Below are 19,049 nucleotides of genomic sequence, written 5' to 3'. Positions count from 1 at the left end.
GGGCGCTAGCTTACCCGATGGTCGGTAATGTCCCGGTGCAGGGTGCACATAGCGGACAGCTATCAGTAGATGGAGCGCGCTGCGCCTGACCCTGGGTTAGCCGGGCATCGGTTTCGGACCTTTCCTATACCTCTGCGGGTCTGCGCTTTTGCAGAATCAGGCATTGGCTGCCGTCTGCCGTGGCCTGTTCGACCTTCGAGGAGCCTCGTGCATCCACGCATCATCATTGCCGACGACCATCCCGTGGTCCTGCATGGCATCCGTATCGTGCTGCAGACCCACCTGATGGACATCGTCGGCAGTGCACGTGACGGCGCCCAGCTGCTGGAGCTGGTGGACCACCACGACTGCGATGCGGTGCTGACCGACCTGTCGATGCCGGGTGACGGCCCGGACGGTCCAGAGCTGATCGACGCGCTGCGCGTGCGTCACCCCAGGCTGCCGGTGGTGGTGCTGACCGGCGCCCGCCATCCCGGGCTGCTGGACGGACTGCTGCGCGAGGGCATCAGTGGGCTGGTCGACAAATGCGCCGATTTCGCCGAACTGCCGCAGGCACTGAACGCCGCACTGGCCGGGCAGGTCTTCGTCTCCCAGCAGCTGCGCCACCACCTGCAGGCGCGCGACCTGCTGTTTCCACGCGAACCGTCGCCGCTGTCGGCGCGGGAACAGGAAGTGCTGGATCTGCTGGCGACCGGGCTCAGCGTGAATGCCGTCGCCGAACGCTGCGGGCGCAGCCCGAAGACCATCAGCCGGCAGAAGGCCGAAGCCAAGCGCAAGCTGGGCCTGCAGAACAACCAGGAACTGTTCGACTATCTGCAGACCCGACGCGGGTGAGGCATCGTCCGACCCGGTGCTGCGGTATGCACCGATGGGAGCCGTCACGCAGGCTGGCGATGATGCAGGCATGCCCATCCATGACTGGCCCGAACAGGAACGCCCCCGCGAGAAGCTGATCGCGCGCGGGCCCACGGCACTTTCCGACGCCGAACTGCTGGCCCTGTTTCTCGGCTCCGGGTTCGGTGGCCGCGATGCCGTGCAGACCGCGCGCGACCTGCTGCAGGCGCACGGCCCGTTGCGGGTGCTGCTGGACCGCCCCGCGCGTGACCTGGCCCGCCTGCCCGGGCTCGGCCCGGCGCGCAGCTGTACGCTGGCTGCCGGGCTGGAACTGGCCCACCGCTACCTGGCTGCCGAGCTGGAACACGGCGAAGCGGTCGGCAACAACCCGGCCGCGGTCGGCCGCTATCTGCAGCACCGCCTGCGCGGGCAGGCCCGGGAGATCTTCATGGCCCTGTTCCTGGACAACCGGCACCGCCTGATCGCCTGCGAGGAGCTGTTCCACGGCACCATCAACGCCGCACCGGTCTACCCCCGCGAAGTGGTGCGGCGCGCCCTGCTGCACAACGCGGCGGCGGTGATCCTCAGCCACAACCACCCTTCCGGCGACCCGGAACCCTCCAGCGCCGATACCCGCATCACCGACGAACTGCAGCAGGCACTGGCGATGGTGGACGTGCGCCTGCTGGACCACTTCGTGGTCGGTGAGGGCCGCCCCGTTTCGTTTGCTGAACGAGGCCTGCTGTCGCCGCCCCAGCCCCGCCTGTTCGGCTGAGCGCCCGCCCTCCGGGCGCCATCGGTCGCCCCCACAGGCAGGTTTCGGTCAGCGTGGCCGCTGGTATCTGCGCTAAAATGGGCGATTCCGCCGCTCATTCTCACAGCAGGCCTCGTGAAAAATCTCCTCCGCGCCCTGATCAGCCAAGGCATCGAAGCCTTGCGCGCCAATGGCACCCTGCCCGCCGACTCCCTGCCGCCGGACTTCGTGGTCGAGCGCCCGAAGACCCGTGACCACGGCGACTTCGCCACCAATGCCGCGATGCTGCTGGCCAAGGCCGCGCGCAGCAATCCGCGCGCACTGGCACAGGCGCTGGTCGAGGCACTGCCGCGCAGCGAGGACGTCAGCAAGGTCGAGATCGCCGGCCCCGGCTTCATCAATTTCCACCTGGCGCCGGCCGCGTACCAGCGTGAAGCCGCGTCGGTCATCAAGGAAGCCCACGACTACGGCCGCAACCTGTCCGGCAATGGCCGCACGGTGGGCGTGGAGTACGTGTCGGCCAACCCGACCGGCCCGCTGCATGTCGGCCATGGCCGCGCGGCGGCGATCGGCGACTGCGTGGCGCGTGTGCTCGACGCCAACGGCTGGAACGCCAAGCGTGAGTTCTACTACAACGACGCCGGCGTGCAGATCGAGAACCTGGCGCTGTCCACCCAGGCGCGGATCAAGGGCATCGCGCCGGACCAGGACGGCTGGCCGGAAGGCGGCTACCGCGGTGAATACATCGCCGACGTCGCCCGCGCCTACATGGCCGGCGCCAGCGTCGATCTGGAAGGCAGCACCGTGGTCGGCGCCAAGGACCCGGACGACATGCAGGCGATCCGTCGCTTCGCCGTGGCCTACCTGCGCAACGAGCAGAATCTGGACCTGGCCGCGTTCGGCGTCGACTTCGACATCTATTTCCTGGAAAGCTCGCTGTACGCCGACGGCAAAGTCGCCGAAGCGGTCGCCAAGCTGCAGGCCTCGGGTCATACCTATGAAGAAGGTGGCGCGCTGTGGCTGCGCAGCACCGACTTCGGTGACGACAAGGACCGCGTGATGCGCAAGTCCGACGGCACCTTCACCTACTTCGTGCCGGACGTGGCCTACCACCTGTCCAAGTGGCAGCGCGGCTACGAGCGCGCGATCACCGAGCTCGGCGCCGATCACCATGGTTCGCTGGCACGCGTGCGCGCCGGCCTGCAGGCGATGGAAGTGGGCATCCCGCAGGGCTGGCCGGAGTACGTGCTGCACCAGATGGTCACCGTCATGCGTGGCGGCGAGGAAGTGAAGCTGTCCAAGCGTGCCGGCAGCTACTTCACCCTGCGCGACCTGATCGAGGAGGCCGGCCGCGATGCCACCCGTTGGTTCCTGATCGCGCGCAAGCCCGATTCGCAGCTGACCTTCGACATCGACCTGGCCCGCCAGCAGAGCAACGACAACCCGGTCTTCTACGTGCAGTACGCGCACGCCCGCGTCTGCAGCCTGCTGCGCCAGGCACAGGAGAAGGGCCTGGTGTACGAACAGGGCAATGGCCTGGCCAACCTCGGCCGCCTGGCCGACGACGCCTCGCTGCTGCTGATGAACGAGATCTCGCGGTACCCGGAAGTGGTGGAGGCGGCCGGCGTGGCGCTGGAACCGCATCTGGTGGCGCAGTACCTGCGTGAATTGGCGCACGCGTTCCACACGTGGTATCACGGGACGCCGGTACTGGTGGAAGACGCTGCGGATCGCAACGCCAAGCTGACCCTGGCCTGCGCCGCGCGCCAGGTGCTGGCCAACGGCCTCGAACTCCTGGGCGTCAGCGCCCCGGAAAAAATGTAAGCATCAGGAGACGCAGTACACATGGCAGCACGACGCGGCAAAAACCAGGCACGACGCAACAGCAGCAGCCAGGGCACACCCGGATGGGTGTGGCTGGTCGCTGGCGTGGCGATTGCGGCCGTGGTGTTCCTGGCGGCGCCGAACCTGTTCAAGGGCGAAGGCGATGGCTTCCTTCGCGCCGGTCCGCAGCCGAACCCGAACGCGCAGCCTGCCCCGGTCGCTGATGCCGACAGCGATGTCGGCACCCAGCCGGCCGCGCAGCCGGCCACGCCGAAGCCGGCCGAACCGGAAAAGCCGGCCGCCACCCAGTACGACTTCTACACCCTGCTGCCGGGCAAGGAAGTTGAAATGTCCGACGCCGAACTGGCCGCCAGCGCGCGTGCCGAGGACCAGCGCCGGGCCAAGGCCGAAGCGCAGCGCGCGCAGGCGGCACTGGAAGGCAAGCCGGTTCCGCCGCCAGCGGCTACCGCGCCCGCACCGACGGCAACCGCCAGCGTGGCCAGCACCGCACCGGTGACCGCCACCAGCCGTCCGCTGCCGGCACCGCTGAGCGAACGACCGGCTGCGGCAACGCCTCCGGCCAGCACGCCGACGGCGTCGACCAGCACCGCCGCCGCCACTCCGGCAGCGCGTGCGGAAACCGCGCCGACCGCGGCCACTACCGCAGGCGCTGCGGCACCGGCTGCCGCTGACAATGCCCGCTACATCCTGCAGGCGGGTGCGTTCGGTGCCTCCGGCGATGCCGAAGCGACCAAGGCCAAGCTGGCGATGATGGGCCTGGCGGCACGCGTGGAATCGGCGCAGATCAACGGCAAGACCGTGTACCGCGTGCGCATGGGGCCGTATGGCAGTGCAGGTGAACTGTCTGAAGCCAAGCAGAAGCTGGATGGCACCGGCCTGCAGGCGATGGCGATCAAGGCACAGTGAGTCTGCCGAAGTGAATGAAAAGCCGGGCACAGCCCGGCTTTTTTTTGTCTGTGTAGAGTCGAGATCCTATGTTCGTGGTCAAGCCTGCTGGAAGCAGGCTTGACCCACCTTCAGCATGGCCGGATCGAAGTCCCGGCCGCTTTTGAAGACACCCCAGGCGATCCTGGCCAGCTTTCTGGCCAGGATGTTGAAGACGGCGGTGCTGGGGTGACCGCGTTTTGACAGCTCGTCGTAGAGCGGTTGCCCCCGACGACACCGCTTGAGCCCCATGGCGGCCATGTAGAGCATCTGGCGCAGCACTGGCGCGCCCTGTTTGGACAGCCGACGCCGTCCCGTTCTGCCGCCAGACTCGTTAGGCCGGGGATCCAGGCCGGTGCAGGCGATCCACGCGTTGGCGTTGGCCAACGGCCAGCGCGTCATGTAGTAAATCAGGTGAGCGGCGACGGCGGGGCCGATACCAGGGATGGTCAACAGGCGCTTGTAGAGCGTGCCATGCTCTCCATCGCGACCCAAGCGCTGCAGTTCGCTTTCCAGCTCGGACAGCGTCCCAGCCAGAGCGCAGAACAGATCTGACAGCTCCCCGGGGGCACTTTTGCTTACCCCGAAGGATTGCTCCAGGCGCGCGCGTGTCTTTACCAGCGTCTGCCGCTTGCGCAGCAAATCGTGCATCTGCTGCTGCTCATCGGTACGCGGTACGTATTCACGCAGGCGATCGTTCTCCTTCTTCACGTACCGGGCGATCGCTTCGGCGTCCATGGCGTCCGTCTTGCCACGCGAGCCCGTCGCCCGGCCGTAGTGCTTGATCAGACGTGGATTGATCACATAGACAACGTGGCCTGCCTGGCCAGCCATCCGAGCCAACAACTCGTAGTACCGCCCCGTCGCCTCCATGCCAATCCGGCATCGCTGGGGCAAGGTGTTGAGCCACTGGGCTATGCCGGCCCGGGTGTTGGCGATCCTGTCGCCGGCCTTGCGGTCGGCCACTGCCGGTACGAACTCCTTGGAGTCCACGTCCACGCCAATATCGAGAGAATCAGACATTTGTACGGCTCCCAGCTATCTTTAAGGGGCTGGGGTGGTACCGCACCGACGTTAGCTTGCCTACATCGACGATCCCCTTTGGGGGCCGTACGATCCTTTATCGACGTTCGTGTGCGGGATGGGGATCGCTCGACTCGTCTGTCGGCTAGTATCCGCAGATGCATGCTTGACGGTCCCTCCACCCTGGCTCCTACATACCGCGTAGGAGCCGGGAGGAACATACAAGCTTGCTCGACTGCCGTTCAAAGCAGTCGAGCAAGCTCGACTCTACAAAGGGCGAAGAGCAGTCGAGCATGGCTCGACTCTACAAATGACCGTCAGCCTTCGCGGGCGACCTGGAAACCGGCGAAGGACTGGCTGACCGGCATCAGTTCCAGGCGATTGATGTTCAGGTGCGGCGGCAGGCTGGCCACCCAGAAGATCTGTTCGGCGATGTCTTCGGCGGTCATCGGGTTGGCGCCGGTATAGAGCTTGTCCGACGCCGCCTGGTCGCCATGGGTACGCACCACGGTGAACTCGGTTTCGGCCATGCCCGGCTCGATCGTGGTCACGCGCACGCCGGTGCCGTGCAGGTCCGAACGCAGGCCGAGCGAGAACTGGCTGACGAAGGCCTTGGTGCCACCGTAGGCATTGCCGCCCGGGTACGGGTAGACGCCGGCCACCGACGAAATGTTGATGATTGCGCCCTTGCGCTCCACCAGCTGCGGCAGCAGGCGGTGGGTCAGGGTCACCAGCGCGGTGATGTTGGTGTCGATCATCGTGGTCCAGTCCGACAACTTGGCGCTCTGTGCCGGCGCAGTGCCCTGCGCCAGGCCGGCGTTGTTGACCAGCAGATCGATCTCGCCGAAGGCCGGCGGCAGTGCCAGCAGCGCCGCTTCCATCGCCACCGGATCGCGGATGTCGAAGGCGGCGGCATGCACCACGTCCTTGCCGTAGCGCTCGACCAGCGGCTGCAGGCGTTCGCCGCGGCGGCCGGTGGCGATCACCTTCCAGCCCGCCTGGGCGAAGCGGTGGACGGCGGCGGCGCCGAAGCCGGACGTGGCGCCGGTAATCAGGACAGTGCGGGTCATCAGGCAACTCCAGGGGGAAAAACCAGACCCCCATTCTGGCACCGTCGGCCGGGGGTTGCGTTGCCTGATCGGCCAGATCCGGCCCCACCTGTCGGGGTGACCGGTACAATTGGGCCCATGATCAACAACGATGTCCTGCGCAGCGTGCGCTACTCCCTGGACCTGGGCGACCACCACGTGGTGACCCTGTGCCAGATGGCCGACCCGGCCTTCGCCGTGGATCCGGAACAGGTGAAAGCCTGGCTGCGCCGCGAGGACGAAGCCGGTTTCGAAGCGATGAGCGACAGCGCGCTGGCGCACTTCCTCGACGGCCTGATCGTGCACCTGCGCGGTCGCGATGAGAGCCAGCCTCAGCGTGCGGTGGAAACCCGCATCGACAACAACCTGGTGCTGAAGAAGCTGCGCGTCGCCTTCCAGCTGCGCGACGTCGATCTGATGGAGATCTTCGCCAGCGCCGGCTTCAACGTCTCCAAGTCGGAAGTGGGCGCCTTGTTCCGCCAGCCCGGGCACACTAACTACCGGCGCTGCCTGGACCAGATGCTGCGCAATTTCCTCAAGGGCCTGAGCCTGCGCCTGCGCGGCTGAGCACGGCCTCGACGAACGCCCGCGCCGCCGGTGTCGGCAGTCGCTGCCAGACCAGGTGCACGCGGCGGGTCGGGGTCGGCTGCAGCGGAATCTGTACCACCCCCTGGAACCCGTCGGCGATCAACGCTGGCACGATGCCAACCGCCAGCCCATGGCGGACGAAGCGCTCGATCAGTTCCATCAGATTGACCTCGAAGCGCACCGTGTGCGGCAGGCCAGCGGCAGCGAAGGCATCGTCGGTCTGCCGCCGCGCACCGGTGCCGCGCGGAAAGTCGACCAGCGCCTCGTCCTGCAGTTCGGTCAATGGCAGCCGCTTGCGGCGGGCCAAGCGGTGCGACGGCGCCAGCACCGCCACCAGGTCTTCTTCCTGCAGCATCTGGTGGCAGACCCCGTCCAGCCCTGCCGACGGCGCCAATCCGACCAGCGCCACGTCCAGCTCTCGCGACTGCACCTGCGCGATCAGGTCCTCGCTCTTGTCGACCCGCAGCTGGAACTCCACCTGCGGGTGCGCCTGCTGGAAGGCCGCCAGCATCGCCACCACATCGATGTCGGTCAGCGAGGAGATCTGCCCGATCGCCAGCAGGCCACGCACCTCGCCAGTGACGGCGGCCACGTCGGCGCGCAGGTGGCGCAGGCTGGCCAGCACCTGGCGTGCATGCACCAGCAGCGCCTCGCCGGCGGCGGTGGCCCGCACCTGGCGCGGCAGGCGCTCGAACAGCGTTGTGCCCAGTTCCTGCTCAAGATGGGCGATCTGGTGACTGAGCGCGGACTGCACCACGTGGCAGCGCTCGGCGGCGCGGGTGAAGTTGCCCTCCTCGGCCAGGGCGACGGCGAACTCGAGCTGCTTGAGATTCACGCAACCATCTCATTTTCAGATGACAGAGATGATGATGATTCATTTCCATCATGACTGCAGCAGGCGGACACTGTGCTCCCCCGCTTCCTCGAACACCGCGTGAGTCCGTCCCTTCCCCCTCTGCACCGCTGGCAGGTGCTGCTGATGTCGGTGGCTACCGGCGTGGCCGTGGCCAGCAACTACTATGCGCAGCCGCTGCTGCACACCATCGCCGATGCCTTCGGTGTGCCGTTCGGCCAGGTCGGCATGGTGGTCACCGCCGCACAGCTGAGCTATGCCGCCGGACTGATCCTGCTGGTGCCGCTGGGTGACCTGTTCGAACGCCGCCGCCTGATCGTGGTGATGAGCCTGCTGTCCGCCGGCGGGCTGGTGATCAGTGCCTGTGCGCCGTCGCTGGCCTGGCTGCTGGTGGGTACCGCGATCACCGGCCTGTTCTCGGTGGTGGCACAGGTACTGGTGCCGTTCGCGGCCACGCTGGCCGCACCGGAACATCGTGGCCGCGTGGTCGGCACATTGATGAGTGGCTTGCTGCTGGGCATCCTGCTGGCGCGCACCGTGGCCGGACTGCTTTCCAGCCTGGGCGACTGGCGCCTGGTGTATGCCATCGCCGCCGGCACCCTGGTGCTGGCCGCGCTGGCGCTGCAGCGCGGCCTGCCGCGATTCCACCACAGCGCCGGCCTCGGTTATTTCGCATTGCTGCGCTCGATCGGCGTGCTGTTCGTGCAGGAGCCGGTGCTGCGCCAGCGCACCCTGCTGGGCGCCTGCAGCTTCGCCATGTTCGCGATCTTCTGGACCCCGCTCGCGTTCCTGCTGGCGCAGCCACCTTACGCCTACAGCGACGCTACCATCGGCCTGTTCGGGCTGGTCGGTGCCGCCGGCACGCTGGCTGCGGGCCTGGCCGGGCGCATGTCCGACCGCGGCCAGACCGGACGCGCCACCGCCATCGCGCTGGTGCTGTTGCTGCTGTCATGGCTGCCGTTGGGGCTGTCGGCACACTCGCTGCTGGCGCTGCTGGTCGGCGTGGTGGTGCTGGACCTGGCCGCGCAGCTGCTGCACGTGAGTAACCAGAGCCTGATCTACGCACTGCAACCGGCAGCGCGCAACCGCCTCAATGCCGGCTACATGACCGGCTACTTCATCGGCGGTTCGCTGGGTTCGCTGCTGTCGGCGCAGGTCTACCAGCGCTTCGGCTGGACCGGCGTCTGCGTGGCCGGTGCTGCGGTGGCCATGCTGGCCCTGCTGCTGTGGCTGCCCGGCGCGCTGCGCGCGCGCCAGGCTTCGGTGACTGACTAGAAGCTGCCCTGCAGCACCAGCTCCCAGCGTCCGCCGGCATTGTCCGGAAACAGCCGCTTCGCTGCGTTGTCGGTGTCATGCACGGTGGCGCGCAGTTCCCATGCCGGGGTCAGCGAGGCGATGGCACTGAGCTGGCCATGCAGGTAATCAGGCCCCTGTGCGGTGGCCAGCCAGTACTGGCCTACCGCCGCTTCGAGGCGGAACCGCTCGTGCAGCGGCACCCGCACACCCAGCTGGGCATAGGTGCCGCGATGGCCACCGGCCAACGCGTCGTTGGAATGCGCGATCTGCAACCAGGCGCGCTGCTTCCAGTTCAGGGTGGTATTGAGTTCGGTCCAGTCCAGCGCGCGGCCGGTACCTGGATACACATAGCGGGTCAGGTTGGCATCCAGTGTCCAGTCCGGTGCCAGCGCGCCGGACCAGCCTGCCACCAGGTCGAACTCGCTGCGCGCGCCATTGTCCGGTTTGAACGAAACGTTGGAGCCCCACACGCTGGCATACCAACCCGATGCGACCGAGATCTTCGCGCCCGCCTGCACCGCCGGGTCGCCATCGCTCTGCGAGCTGCCACGCCACACGTAGTCGCTGGTCAGTGCGGCACTGCCGCTGACCTGCACCTGTGCCTGGGCGCTGCCGATGCCGAGCAGCCCTGCCAGGGCGGCCACCACTGCCGCCATCATCCCCTTGCTGTTCACTGCACTGTGTTCCTCGTTGAAGGCGGTTGCGCCGCCGGGAACGCAGTGTCGAGGTGGTGGCCGTAACGGATCGAGGGTGCTGCCGGGCCCGTGGCGCAAATTCGGCGTAAATCCCGTGGACCGGGGGCCGCGTGCCAGCGGCGCGGTATCATGGCGCCTTGTTTCCAGGAACCAACCGCGTGGACGCCATCCTGACCCCGGTATCGATCGGCGAGCTGATCGACAAGATCACCATTCTCGAGATCAAGGCCGAGCGCATCGACGATGTGGCCAAGCTGGCCAACGTCCGCACCGAGCTGGACGGCCTGCTGCCCTTGCTGCAGCAGCAGCTGCAGGCACAGCCGGCACTGGCCGTGCTGAAGCAGCAGCTGAAGACGATCAACGAGCGCATGTGGGATATCCAGGACCAGCTGCGCGACAAGGAAGCAGCCCAGGTGTTCGACGATGCGTTCATCCAGCTGGCGCGTGGTGTCTATGGCACCAATGGCGAGCGCGTGCAGGTGAAGAACGAGATCAACCGCGTGGCCGGTTCGGCGCTGGTGGAAGAAAAGCAGTACCAGGGCGAGTAACGCCGCCTCGATCAGCGTCGATCAGATGGCGGAAACGGAACAGCTCGCCATCGTTGCGGATGCCCAGCTTGCGGTAAGCCGCTCGCTTCTGCGTGCTGATGGTGCTGGCTGTACGCCCACTGCGGCGTGCCATCTCGCCGGTGCTGCAGCCGCGCAGCACCCACTGCAGGACGGTGCGCTCGCGCGTACTCAACCGTGGTGGACGCACGGGCTGCTGGCGTTGCCGGCGGGACTGGTTCAACTGTGCACGCAGTTCCGGCGGCACGAAGCGTCCGCCACGGGCGACCACGCTCACTGCCCGCAGCAGCGTCTGCGGCGCGCAGGCCTTGGACAGGAATCCGCGCGCACCGGCCTGCAGGGCCAAGGACACGACACCCGCGTTGCAGTGCGCGGACAACACCAGGATCGGCACTGCCGGCCAATGGCGTGATAGGTGCCGCAGCAGTTCCAGACCTTCCCCGCTGTCACCGATCGGCAAGGCGTCGACCAGCAGCAGATCGATCGCGGCCGCCTGCTGCTGCAGGCGCTGCAGCAGATCACCGCTGCGACCGTAGCTTCCATCGACCTGCAGGTCCGCCTGCCGGGCCAGGACTTCCTGCACGCCATGCCGCAACAGCGGGTGCGGATCCAGCAGCAACAGGCGGCAGGGAGAATCTCGGGGCGACGGAAACGTGGGCATGGTTGCATTCCTGCAGAACAGGCCACTCACCCTAGGGCGCAGCCGACGCCTGCGGAATCCAATTCGTTGCAATGCCGCCCTTCCGCCGCGCCACGGTCAGGTAGCGTTTGCCCAGCCGGAAACGCAACAGGCCCGGCATGGGCCGGGCCTGTCGAGGCATCTTCGGCGCGCAGGCGCGCCGAGGAAGCAATTACCAGCTGAAGCGCGGGCCGACGGTGTATTCCTTGTCGCCGTCGCGGTTCATCTTCAGCTCGCCGTTCAGGCCCCAGTTCTGGTTCAGCTTGACCTGACCACCCAGGCGGCCGTACCACTGGCCTTCCGGATTGATGCCGTGCTTCTTCGAGAAATCTTCGTAGCCGACCATGCCGTAGACTTCGGCGTGGGCACCGAAGGCGGTACGGATACCGGCTTCAGCGCTGTAACCGTTGAAGTCCAGGCCGTGCTTCTGGTCGCGCTTCTGGTAGGCAACGCGGGCAACGAAGTCGGTGGTCGGAGCGATTTCAACGTTGTAGCCGGCGCCGATCTTCCACTGGTCCAGCTTGATGTTGGTGTGGTCGATTTCCTGGCGGCTGTACTCACCGAAAGCGTGGAAGTTCGGCAGGAAGCCGTACGAACCCTTCACGCCCCAGCCGTCGGCCTTGAACGCGTCGATGTCGGTCTTGGCGTAGTCGGCTTCGGCGTAGTTGTACGACAGGTTCTCAGCAGCCGAGGCGGTGAACGGCAGGGCAGCGGCCAGGGCCAGAGCAATCAGCGAATTCTTCATGGGGGTACACCTTTACTTTCTTATGGTGTGCAGCAGCGCCAGGGCGCCATCGCATCGGGAATGTAAATTCTCCGTTATTCGCCACAACGCTCCCTGAAAACAGCGGTCTTCGCATTGCTGAATTTTTTGCCTTGATTCAGGCTGTCTCTGGCATACGCGCGCGGCGCGCGTGCATTTGTGATTCGTCGTCGATTGCAACAGGAGGTTGCCTTGTACGTTTCCGATCCGCCGCTGGTGCCTGTTCGCGCCGCGCTCCTGGCATGCGCTGCCCTGTTTCCGATCCACGCTGCGCACGCACTGCAGGCCGCTGACTACCAGCGCGCCGAACGCGTGCATGACAGTCACCTTCGCGGTGCGCTGCGCAATGCTTCGGTGCTGCCCCACTGGCTGGCCGATGGGCGCTTCTGGTACGAACGCGAAACCACGCAGGGCCGGCGCCAGGCGGTACTGGTCGATCCAGTCCAGGCCACACGCCAGATCCTGTTCGAACCCGATGCGCTGGACGCTGCGGTTGCACCTCTCGGCGCCAGCGGACCACGCCTGCGCTTGAACAACGTGCAGGTACTGGATGGAGGCCTGCGCCTGCAGTTCAACGGCGAGGCGGCGATCAGCTGTCAATGGCCACGCCTGCAGTGCGTGCCTTCGCAGGATGCAGCGCCAGCGGCCGATGCACTGCCATCGCCCGGCGGTGATGCCTGGCTGCAGGTACGCGATCACAACCTGTGGCTGCACTCGCCCGGAACGGCAGCACGAGCGCTGACCAGCGGCGGTGAATCCAATCATGGCTATGGCGTGCTGCCGGACTTCACCCTGCGCGGCATTCCCCGCCGTCAGGGCCGGATGCCGACGCGGCCGTTCGCGGTCGGCTGGTCACCGGACGGTCGCTACGTGGCCGGCATCCGCTACGACGAACGCGCGCTGCAGGACTACCCCTATCTGGAAAGCAGCCCGGCCAACAGCGCGCGGCCGCGCGTGCATACGGTGAAGCTGGGGGTGCTGGGTGACACCCGGCAGGTGCGCGACAGCGTGTATGTGGTCGACACCCGCAATGGCCAGCAGCATGACATCGCCTTGCCGGAAGGCTGGAACACCCTCAGCGAAGCCGGCGTACTCGGCTGGGACGGCGACCGGTTGTATGCCGTGATCGCGCACTTCGGCGCACCGCGCAGGCTGCGCCTGCTGGAGATCGATGCCAACAGCGGCGCGTTGCGCACGGTTCTGGAAGAGGCCAGCGACACCCGCCTGCAGCTCAACGTGTATTCCTACAACCGGCCAGCGGTGGCCATCCTGCCCGGCCAGGACGCGGCGGTGTGGTTCTCGCAGCGCGATGGCTGGGGCCATCTGTACCGGGTCCGCCTGTCCGACGGCAAGGTGCTGCGCCAGCTCACCCGCGGCCAATGGGCGGTGCGCGACCTGCTGGGCGTAGATGCGGCAGGTGGCTGGGCGTACTTCAGCGCCGGCGGCGTCCACGGTGGCGACCCCTACGTACGCGGCCTGTACCGTGTATCGCTGCAGGGGGGACCGGTCCAGCGCCTGGCCGCCGATGGCAACGACCATCTGGCCGATGCCGGCACCGGCGCGTTGTTCGGCGGGCGCGCCCCCCAGGCGCTGTCGCCTGGCGGTGGCTATCTGGTGGATACCGTTTCCCGTCTCGACCAGCCACCACGCACCGTGCTGCGGGCCAGCGATGACGGCCGTGAAGTGATGGTGCTGGAAACAGCCGATAACAGCGCGATCGTTGCTGCCGGCTGGCGCCCCCCACGGCGCGAGCGGCTGCTGGCCGCCGATGGGCGAACGCCGATCTTCGCCACCGTCTACCTGCCCCGCGACTATCGCGACGACGGCCGCTTTCCGGTGATCGACGCGATGTACGGTGGCTCCTTCGTCAGCAATGCGCCGGTGACCTACGCCGAGGCGGTGTCCGCCTTGAATCCGGTGTCACGCGCCAGCCTGACCGAACTGGGCTTCGTGGTGGTCAGCATCGACGCGCGCGGCACCGGTGGCCGCGACAAGGCGTTCCATGACAGCAGCTTCCTGCACGGGGCAGATGTGCAGCTGGATGACCATGTGGCTGCGCTGCGCCAGCTGGGCGAACGCTACCGGGGCATCGACCTGCAGCGGGTCGGCATCTACGGGCATTCGTTCGGTGGTTACAGTGCAGCGCGCGCCCTGCTGCGCTATCCGGCGTTCTACAAGGTGGGCGTGGCCTCGGCCGGCAGCCACAATTTCCAGGGCATGTACGGCGGTGCATTGCACGGCATGGACCGGCTGTTCGGTGGCGTGCTGCCGCCAACACCCCTGGCCGATGGCGTGCCGGCGCCCTTTGCCGGACTCGACAATGCAGCGTTGGCCGGCAACCTGCGTGGGCATCTGATGCTGGTCTATGGCGAACTGGACGAGAACGCGCCGCCGGCGCTGACCCTGCAACTGGCCGCCGCCCTGAACAAGGCCCAGCGCAGCTACGACCTGCTGTACCTGGCCCGGCAGGACCACGAACTGTTCCGCAACGACGCCACCTACACGCACCGCATGTGGGACTACTTCGTGCGCCACCTGGCCGGCCAGCAGCCACCGGAGACGGTGCTGGCGCCGCTGCCCGGTGGGCCGGGCTGAACAGGCGCACACAGGATGTCGATCCACGGCGCCCTGGTTCGTCGGGTACTTGAAGGCCGTGCATGCGGCACGGTCCATCCGGAGGCAGGCAATGAGCTACATCGATGGTTTCGTCCTGGCGGTGCCCACCGCCAACAAAGAGAAGTTCCTCGCCCATGCACGCACAGGGGATCCCGTTTTCATCGAGTACGGCGCGCTGCGCGTGGTCGAGTGCTGGGGTGACGACGTACCGCACGGCAAAACCACCGACTTCTTCGGCGCGGTGAAAGCCACGCCGGATGAGACGGTCGTGTTTTCCTGGATCGAATGGCCAGACAAGCCGACCCGCGACGCCGGCATGAAGAAGATGATGGAAGACCCGCGGTTTGATCCGGCGACGAATCCGATGCCGTTCGACGGCGCGCGGATGATCTACGGTGGGTTCGTGCCGCTCTACGAGCTGACGCGCTGAACCGGGCGGACGTGCTCAGCGCGCGTCCGTGTCATCGCTGGCAGACGCATGGCCGGCGCCCAGTGCGGCGCCGGCGCCGAGGCCCACACCGCCCATGCCGGCCCCCATTCCGCCACCACCACCACCCGCACGACCGCCCTTGGCATCGCCATCGTTGCGGCCCTTGCCACCGCCACTGGCAGCGGGCCGGGTCGGGCCCTGCGGTGGAATCTGCAGGTCGGTCGGGATGGGGGCCAGATCCAGCGCTTCGCGCACGAAGTCGCGCAGCGAGACCACCAGTTCGTGGAGGTGCACCGGCCGCCCCTGTGCCAGTTCGTTGGCCGCACGCGCGGCCAGCCGCACCTGCTCGTCGGTGCCCAGCAACAGGATGTCCGACAGTGCCGCTTCAACCGCATCGCGGATGCGGCGCGCGCGATCCGAGCGGGGTTCGGCGATGCCTTCGGCATCTTCGCGCTGGCGCAGGTCACGGCGATGGCTGGGATCCACGCCCAGTTCGCCAGTGAACGACCCGCCCAGGGTCTTGTAGGCCGCCATCAGCGTGCGCAGCCGTTCGTTGATCTGCCGGTTCTCGCGTTCGCGGCGCTGCTGCAGGGTCTGCATCACCAGCAGGCGGATGCCCACGCCCAGCAGGGTGATCAGGACCAGGCCGGCCAACGTGGACAGCACGCCCTGCCAGGAACTGAAGTCGATACCACGCATGCCCGGGGCTCCTGCAGGAAGAACCTGCATCTTGCCCCAGACCGTGCCCCAGAAACGCGAAAGGCCCCACCACCCGTTGGGTGGCAGGGCCTTCGGTCACGGCGCGATTACTTGCGCTTGGCGACCTTGCGCACGGCCTTCTTGGCCGGAGCCTTCTTGGCGGCGACCTTCTTCAGCGGCGCAGCCTTCTTGGCGACCGTCTTGCGGGTGGCGGCAACCTTCTTGCCCACCGCCTTCTTGGCAACGGCGGTCTTCTTGCCGACAACCTTCTTGGCAGCAGCGGTCTTCTTGCCGACGGCCTTCTTGGCGACAGCAGCCTTCTTGCCGACAACCTTCTTGGCGACCGCGGTCTTCCTGGTGGCGACCTTCTTGGTAGCGGCAACCTTCTTGCCGACAACCTTCTTCGCAGCCACGGCCTTCTTGCCAGCGACCTTCTTGGCGGCGACGGTCTTCTTGGCCACGGCCTTCTTGGCGGTGGCGACCTTCTTGCCGACAACCTTCTTGGCGGCCGCGGTCTTCTTGGCAACGGTCTTCTTCGCGACGGCGGCCTTCTTGGTGGCAGCCTTCTTCACGGTAGCGACCTTCTTGCCAGCAGCCTTGGTGGCAGCCTTGGTGGTCTTCTTGGCAGCGGCGGCCTTCTTGGTCACGGCCTTGCCTGCAGCCGCCTTCTTCTTGGCCACTTCCTTCTTCAGGGCAGCGGCTTCGGCCTTGGCGTTCTTCTTGGCGGCTTCCAGCTTCTTCTTGGCGTTGGCAACAGTCTTGCCGACCGACTTGGCAGCCTTCTCGGCCTTCTTGGCAACGGTCTTCTCGACCTTCGCCACGGCCTTCTTGGCCTTGGCAACGCGGGTGCCGGCAGCCTTGGTGGCGCGCTTGACGGTCTTCTTGACCGACTTCACTGCGTCTTCGGCAGCGTGGGCGATGGTCTCGCCAACGTTGGTGGCGGTTTCTTTGACGTTCTCGACGGCGTCGGTCACGACCGACACACCATTACCGTTGCTCATGTTGCCCTCCTGCGGGCCTTAAGTATCAAAACGGGGCGATGCTATACCGACATTGACGATCGTGGAACGGGGCATGCGCCCGCAATCGCATCTGCTGCGACGGTAATGGTGTAGCCCAGCACCCTCTCGAGCACAGTGGGTTGACAGGAAACCCCTTTTTTTCAGTGCTGCGCCGCACGGTGCGGGTAGCGGCAGGTGCTGCCTGCGCGCACCTGCCAGAGTGCTGCGAAAGGCATGCGATATGGCGCATCGCGGCACCAGGATGCGCAGAACTGCGCAAGTATCAGCCTGTATCCACACGCGCTTCGGCAGACGTCGGCACATTGCGAAGCACGCCCGACGTTGTCGCCACCGCCCCACAGATGGCGACGCCGACCCGCGTTCCGGGCGCCCGGTTTTCATGGCGCATTTATCCAGATCGCGACACACTCATTCAGCTTGTTTTACCGTAGAGCCGAACGGCCCCCACCCACGCCAGCGAACCGACTCCCATGCGACCGCTTCCCACCCTGCTCACGCTCGCAATCGCCGCCGCCTTCGGTGGCTTCGTTGCCACCGGCATCAATGCCCACCTGGACAACCGTGCCGACGCCGCGCCGCTGCCTGCGGTACTCCCGACCACGGCGGCATTGCCGGCCTCGGTGGCCGGACAGGCGGTGCCGTCGCTGGCACCGATGCTGGAGAAGGCGATGCCGGCCGTGGTCAGCGTCAACACCAAGCAGGTGGTGCGCGTGCGCAACCCCTTCTTCAACGACCCGTTCTTCCGCCGCCTGTTCCCGGACATCCCGCAGGAACGCATCAACGAATCGCTGGGCTCGGGCGTGATCATCGACGCCAAGGAGGGCCTGGTGCTGACCAACCACCACGTCATCGACAACGCCGATGACGTGCAGGTGACACTGGCCGACGGGCGCACGGTGAAGGCCGAGTTCCTCGGTTCGGACCGCGATACCGACATCGCGCTGATCCGCATCCCGGCGCAGAACCTGACCGACATCAAGCTCGGCAACAGCGACCAGCTTCGGGTCGGTGACTTCGTGGTGGCCATCGGCAACCCGTTCGGCTTCAGCCAGACGGTCACCTCCGGCATCGTCTCGGCGGTGGGCCGCAGCGGCATCCGCGGGCTGGGCTACCAGAACTTCATCCAGACCGATGCGTCGATCAACCCGGGCAACTCCGGTGGCGCACTGGTCGACCTGCAGGGCCAGCTGGTCGGCATCAATACCGCCAGCTTCAACCCGCAGGGCAGCATGGCCGGCAACATCGGCCTGGGCCTGGCGATCCCCTCCAACCTGGCGCGCAGCGTGGTCGACCAGCTGGTCAAGCACGGCGTAGTGGTGCGCGGCACGCTGGGCGTGGAGAGCCAGAACCTGACCGCGCAGATCGCGCAGGGGCTGGGCCTGGGCGAAACGCGGGGTGCGCTGATCACCCGCGTGCTGGCCGGTTCGGCCGCTGCGACCGCCGGCCTGAAGCCGGGCGACGTGGTGGTCTCGGCCAACGGCCAGCGCGTGGACAGCGCCGAAGCCCTGCACAACGTGGAAGGCCTGGCGGCGGTCGGCAGCGCGCTGACGCTGGACGTGCGCCGCGAGGGCAAGCCGCTGCAGATCAAGGCAACCTTGAAGGAACAGGCGCGCGCGGTCAGCGGTGAGAGCCTGGACCCGCGCCTGACCGGGGCCACCTTCGTCGACCTGCCCGAGTCGCTGCGCCAGTCCGGTGTCGGTGGCGTGCTGGTCAGCGAGGTCAAGCGCGGCAGCCGCGCGGCCACCAACGGCCTGCAGCAGGGCGACATCATCACCGATGCCACCGTGGGCGAATTCGCCGACCTGGCCAGCTGGCGCGCCAACTTCCAGCAGCGCCCGCCGACCCTGGTGATACGCGTGCTGCGCAACAATGGCCAGCAGCAGGGCCAGCTCGTGATGCGCTGATCGCCCTGCCGTAACACCCCCTATACCCCGGCAATGCTATTGCTGTCAGTCCAGGTCGGCACCGCCGACTCCCGTTCCCCCATCGCAACAGGAGTGATTCGATGAGCCCCACCAATACCGAGAACCTGAAGGAACACCTGGGTGAAGCCGGTTCCCACCTGAAGCAGGCCGCGTCGGCCGCCGGCGGTGCGATCAAGGGTGCAACCGGCGCAGCCGGCGACGAACTGCGCATCGGCAAGGCCAACGTCAAGGCTGAACTGTCCGACAGCGCGCTGTCCGGCCTGGCCGCCGCCGAGTTTGGTGGTGCAGCCGCCAAGGAACAGGTCGACGCGCTGATGGACAAGGGCAAGGACCTGATCGACAGCGCCGCTGAGCTGATCCGTGAACGTCCGCTGGCCTCGTTCGGTGTCGCCTTCGCTGCCGGCTGGATCATCGCCAAGCTGGCCCGCGGCAGCAGCGACAAGTAAGCC

At 66.9% G+C, this 19,049-nt stretch carries 19 protein-coding genes; 11 read left to right on the top strand and 8 right to left on the bottom strand.

What is annotated here, in order from left to right; translation table 11 throughout:
• Positions 1–207: 207 nt before the first annotated feature.
• The 4 genes from ACSYAO_RS01555 to ACSYAO_RS01540 all read left to right on the top strand — a co-directional run bounded on the left by ACSYAO_RS01555 (position 208) and on the right by ACSYAO_RS01540 (position 4,339).
• Positions 208–834, top strand: coding sequence for a response regulator transcription factor (locus ACSYAO_RS01555; protein WP_049399051.1), 627 nt, complete (start codon positions 208–210; stop codon positions 832–834).
• Positions 835–904: 70 nt separating this feature from the next.
• On the top strand, positions 905–1,609 hold the full coding sequence (radC, locus tag ACSYAO_RS01550) for a RadC family protein (protein WP_032130338.1): 705 nt from the start codon (positions 905–907) through the stop codon (positions 1,607–1,609).
• A 114-nt stretch (positions 1,610–1,723) separates the two neighbouring features.
• Entirely contained in the window at positions 1,724–3,412 is a 1,689-nt protein-coding gene (argS, locus tag ACSYAO_RS01545) for an arginine--tRNA ligase (RefSeq protein ID WP_012478915.1), read from the top strand.
• A 21-nt stretch (positions 3,413–3,433) separates the two neighbouring features.
• The gene (locus tag ACSYAO_RS01540; protein WP_032130329.1) at positions 3,434–4,339 is read left to right on the top strand and encodes an SPOR domain-containing protein; all 906 of its coding nucleotides are present in this window, start codon (positions 3,434–3,436) and stop codon (positions 4,337–4,339) included.
• A 78-nt stretch (positions 4,340–4,417) separates the two neighbouring features.
• Here the strand turns inward: ACSYAO_RS01540 and ACSYAO_RS01535 are convergent, their stop codons facing one another.
• Entirely contained in the window at positions 4,418–5,380 is a 963-nt protein-coding gene (locus ACSYAO_RS01535; RefSeq protein WP_132808894.1) for an IS110 family transposase, read from the bottom strand.
• Between the two features lie 317 nt (positions 5,381–5,697).
• On the bottom strand, positions 5,698–6,450 hold the full coding sequence (locus ACSYAO_RS01530) for an SDR family NAD(P)-dependent oxidoreductase (protein WP_019337645.1): 753 nt from the start codon (positions 6,448–6,450) through the stop codon (positions 5,698–5,700).
• A gap of 117 nt (positions 6,451–6,567) precedes the next feature.
• On the opposite strand from ACSYAO_RS01530, the gene ACSYAO_RS01525 reads away from it, so the two are divergent.
• Entirely contained in the window at positions 6,568–7,035 is a 468-nt protein-coding gene (locus tag ACSYAO_RS01525) for a DUF1456 family protein (RefSeq protein WP_005411992.1), read from the top strand.
• Here the strand turns inward: ACSYAO_RS01525 and ACSYAO_RS01520 are convergent.
• A complete protein-coding gene (locus ACSYAO_RS01520) occupies positions 7,004–7,891 on the bottom strand; it encodes a LysR family transcriptional regulator (RefSeq protein ID WP_049398095.1) in 888 nt (295 codons plus the stop codon). The two genes, ACSYAO_RS01525 and ACSYAO_RS01520, sit on opposite strands and share 32 nt — an antisense overlap.
• A 144-nt stretch (positions 7,892–8,035) precedes the next feature.
• On the opposite strand from ACSYAO_RS01520, the gene ACSYAO_RS01515 reads away from it, so the two are divergent.
• Complete coding sequence (locus tag ACSYAO_RS01515; RefSeq protein WP_219631205.1) at positions 8,036–9,184, top strand: MFS transporter; 1,149 nt, start codon at positions 8,036–8,038, stop codon at positions 9,182–9,184.
• Here ACSYAO_RS01515 and ACSYAO_RS01510 read toward each other — a convergent pair.
• On the bottom strand, positions 9,181–9,879 hold the full coding sequence (locus ACSYAO_RS01510) for a TorF family putative porin (protein WP_049462581.1): 699 nt from the start codon (positions 9,877–9,879) through the stop codon (positions 9,181–9,183). The two genes, ACSYAO_RS01515 and ACSYAO_RS01510, sit on opposite strands and share 4 nt — an antisense overlap.
• A 179-nt stretch (positions 9,880–10,058) precedes the next feature.
• Between ACSYAO_RS01510 and ACSYAO_RS01505 the strand changes: the two genes are divergently transcribed.
• Positions 10,059–10,448 carry a DUF6165 family protein gene (locus ACSYAO_RS01505; protein ID WP_049462582.1) on the top strand — a complete coding sequence of 130 codons (390 nt, stop codon included), beginning with the start codon at positions 10,059–10,061 and terminating at the stop codon, positions 10,446–10,448.
• On the opposite strand, the gene ACSYAO_RS01500 is transcribed toward ACSYAO_RS01505, so the two are convergent.
• Complete coding sequence (locus ACSYAO_RS01500) at positions 10,393–11,127, bottom strand: response regulator transcription factor (protein ID WP_049462583.1); 735 nt, start codon at positions 11,125–11,127, stop codon at positions 10,393–10,395. The two genes, ACSYAO_RS01505 and ACSYAO_RS01500, sit on opposite strands and share 56 nt — an antisense overlap.
• A gap of 190 nt (positions 11,128–11,317) precedes the next feature.
• Positions 11,318–11,890 carry an OmpO family porin gene (locus tag ACSYAO_RS01495; RefSeq protein WP_032130335.1) on the bottom strand — a complete coding sequence of 191 codons (573 nt, stop codon included), beginning with the start codon at positions 11,888–11,890 and terminating at the stop codon, positions 11,318–11,320.
• 210 nt (positions 11,891–12,100) lie between these two features.
• Between ACSYAO_RS01495 and ACSYAO_RS01490 the strand changes: the two genes are divergently transcribed.
• Complete coding sequence (locus ACSYAO_RS01490) at positions 12,101–14,503, top strand: S9 family peptidase (protein WP_049462584.1); 2,403 nt, start codon at positions 12,101–12,103, stop codon at positions 14,501–14,503.
• 91 nt (positions 14,504–14,594) lie between these two features.
• Complete coding sequence (locus ACSYAO_RS01485) at positions 14,595–14,954, top strand: DUF1428 domain-containing protein (protein ID WP_032130337.1); 360 nt, start codon at positions 14,595–14,597, stop codon at positions 14,952–14,954.
• A gap of 15 nt (positions 14,955–14,969) precedes the next feature.
• On the opposite strand, the gene ACSYAO_RS01480 is transcribed toward ACSYAO_RS01485, so the two are convergent.
• Together ACSYAO_RS01480 and ACSYAO_RS01475 are read right to left on the bottom strand one after the other, a co-directional pair.
• The gene (locus tag ACSYAO_RS01480; RefSeq protein WP_049462585.1) at positions 14,970–15,653 is read right to left on the bottom strand and encodes a hypothetical protein; all 684 of its coding nucleotides are present in this window, start codon (positions 15,651–15,653) and stop codon (positions 14,970–14,972) included.
• A gap of 107 nt (positions 15,654–15,760) precedes the next feature.
• The gene (locus ACSYAO_RS01475; RefSeq protein WP_049462586.1) at positions 15,761–16,654 is read right to left on the bottom strand and encodes a hypothetical protein; all 894 of its coding nucleotides are present in this window, start codon (positions 16,652–16,654) and stop codon (positions 15,761–15,763) included.
• Positions 16,655–17,145: 491 nt separating this feature from the next.
• Here ACSYAO_RS01475 and ACSYAO_RS01470 point away from each other — a divergent pair, with 491 nt between their 5' ends.
• Together ACSYAO_RS01470 and ACSYAO_RS01465 are read left to right on the top strand one after the other, a co-directional pair.
• Complete coding sequence (locus ACSYAO_RS01470; protein ID WP_049462587.1) at positions 17,146–18,579, top strand: Do family serine endopeptidase; 1,434 nt, start codon at positions 17,146–17,148, stop codon at positions 18,577–18,579.
• Between the two features lie 101 nt (positions 18,580–18,680).
• The gene (locus ACSYAO_RS01465; RefSeq protein ID WP_032128158.1) at positions 18,681–19,046 is read left to right on the top strand and encodes a hypothetical protein; all 366 of its coding nucleotides are present in this window, start codon (positions 18,681–18,683) and stop codon (positions 19,044–19,046) included.
• The last annotated feature ends 3 nt before the right edge of the window (positions 19,047–19,049 follow it).

It is taken from the genome of Stenotrophomonas sp. STK16_22 (genome assembly GCF_051984505.1).
Taxonomy (GTDB): domain Bacteria; phylum Pseudomonadota; class Gammaproteobacteria; order Xanthomonadales; family Xanthomonadaceae; genus Stenotrophomonas; species Stenotrophomonas maltophilia_A.
This window is presented reverse-complemented; position numbering and strand designations above follow the sequence as displayed.

Excerpts from the sequence above, each read along its gene's own strand:
- radC (WP_032130338.1), top strand. The coding sequence starts at position 905 with ATGCCCATCCATGACTGGCCCGAACAGGAACGCCCCCGCGAGAAGCTG.
- ACSYAO_RS01540 (WP_032130329.1), top strand. The coding sequence starts at position 3,434 with ATGGCAGCACGACGCGGCAAAAACCAGGCACGACGCAACAGCAGCAGC.
- ACSYAO_RS01535 (WP_132808894.1), bottom strand. The coding sequence starts at position 5,380 with ATGTCTGATTCTCTCGATATTGGCGTGGACGTGGACTCCAAGGAGTTC.
- ACSYAO_RS01530 (WP_019337645.1), bottom strand. The coding sequence starts at position 6,450 with ATGACCCGCACTGTCCTGATTACCGGCGCCACGTCCGGCTTCGGCGCC.
- ACSYAO_RS01525 (WP_005411992.1), top strand. The coding sequence starts at position 6,568 with ATGATCAACAACGATGTCCTGCGCAGCGTGCGCTACTCCCTGGACCTG.
- ACSYAO_RS01515 (WP_219631205.1), top strand. The coding sequence starts at position 8,036 with ATGTCGGTGGCTACCGGCGTGGCCGTGGCCAGCAACTACTATGCGCAG.
- ACSYAO_RS01500 (WP_049462583.1), bottom strand. The coding sequence starts at position 11,127 with ATGCCCACGTTTCCGTCGCCCCGAGATTCTCCCTGCCGCCTGTTGCTG.
- ACSYAO_RS01495 (WP_032130335.1), bottom strand. The coding sequence starts at position 11,890 with ATGAAGAATTCGCTGATTGCTCTGGCCCTGGCCGCTGCCCTGCCGTTC.
- ACSYAO_RS01485 (WP_032130337.1), top strand. The coding sequence starts at position 14,595 with ATGAGCTACATCGATGGTTTCGTCCTGGCGGTGCCCACCGCCAACAAA.
- ACSYAO_RS01480 (WP_049462585.1), bottom strand. The coding sequence starts at position 15,653 with ATGCGTGGTATCGACTTCAGTTCCTGGCAGGGCGTGCTGTCCACGTTG.
- ACSYAO_RS01475 (WP_049462586.1), bottom strand. The coding sequence starts at position 16,654 with ATGAGCAACGGTAATGGTGTGTCGGTCGTGACCGACGCCGTCGAGAAC.
- ACSYAO_RS01470 (WP_049462587.1), top strand. The coding sequence starts at position 17,146 with ATGCGACCGCTTCCCACCCTGCTCACGCTCGCAATCGCCGCCGCCTTC.
- ACSYAO_RS01465 (WP_032128158.1), top strand. The coding sequence starts at position 18,681 with ATGAGCCCCACCAATACCGAGAACCTGAAGGAACACCTGGGTGAAGCC.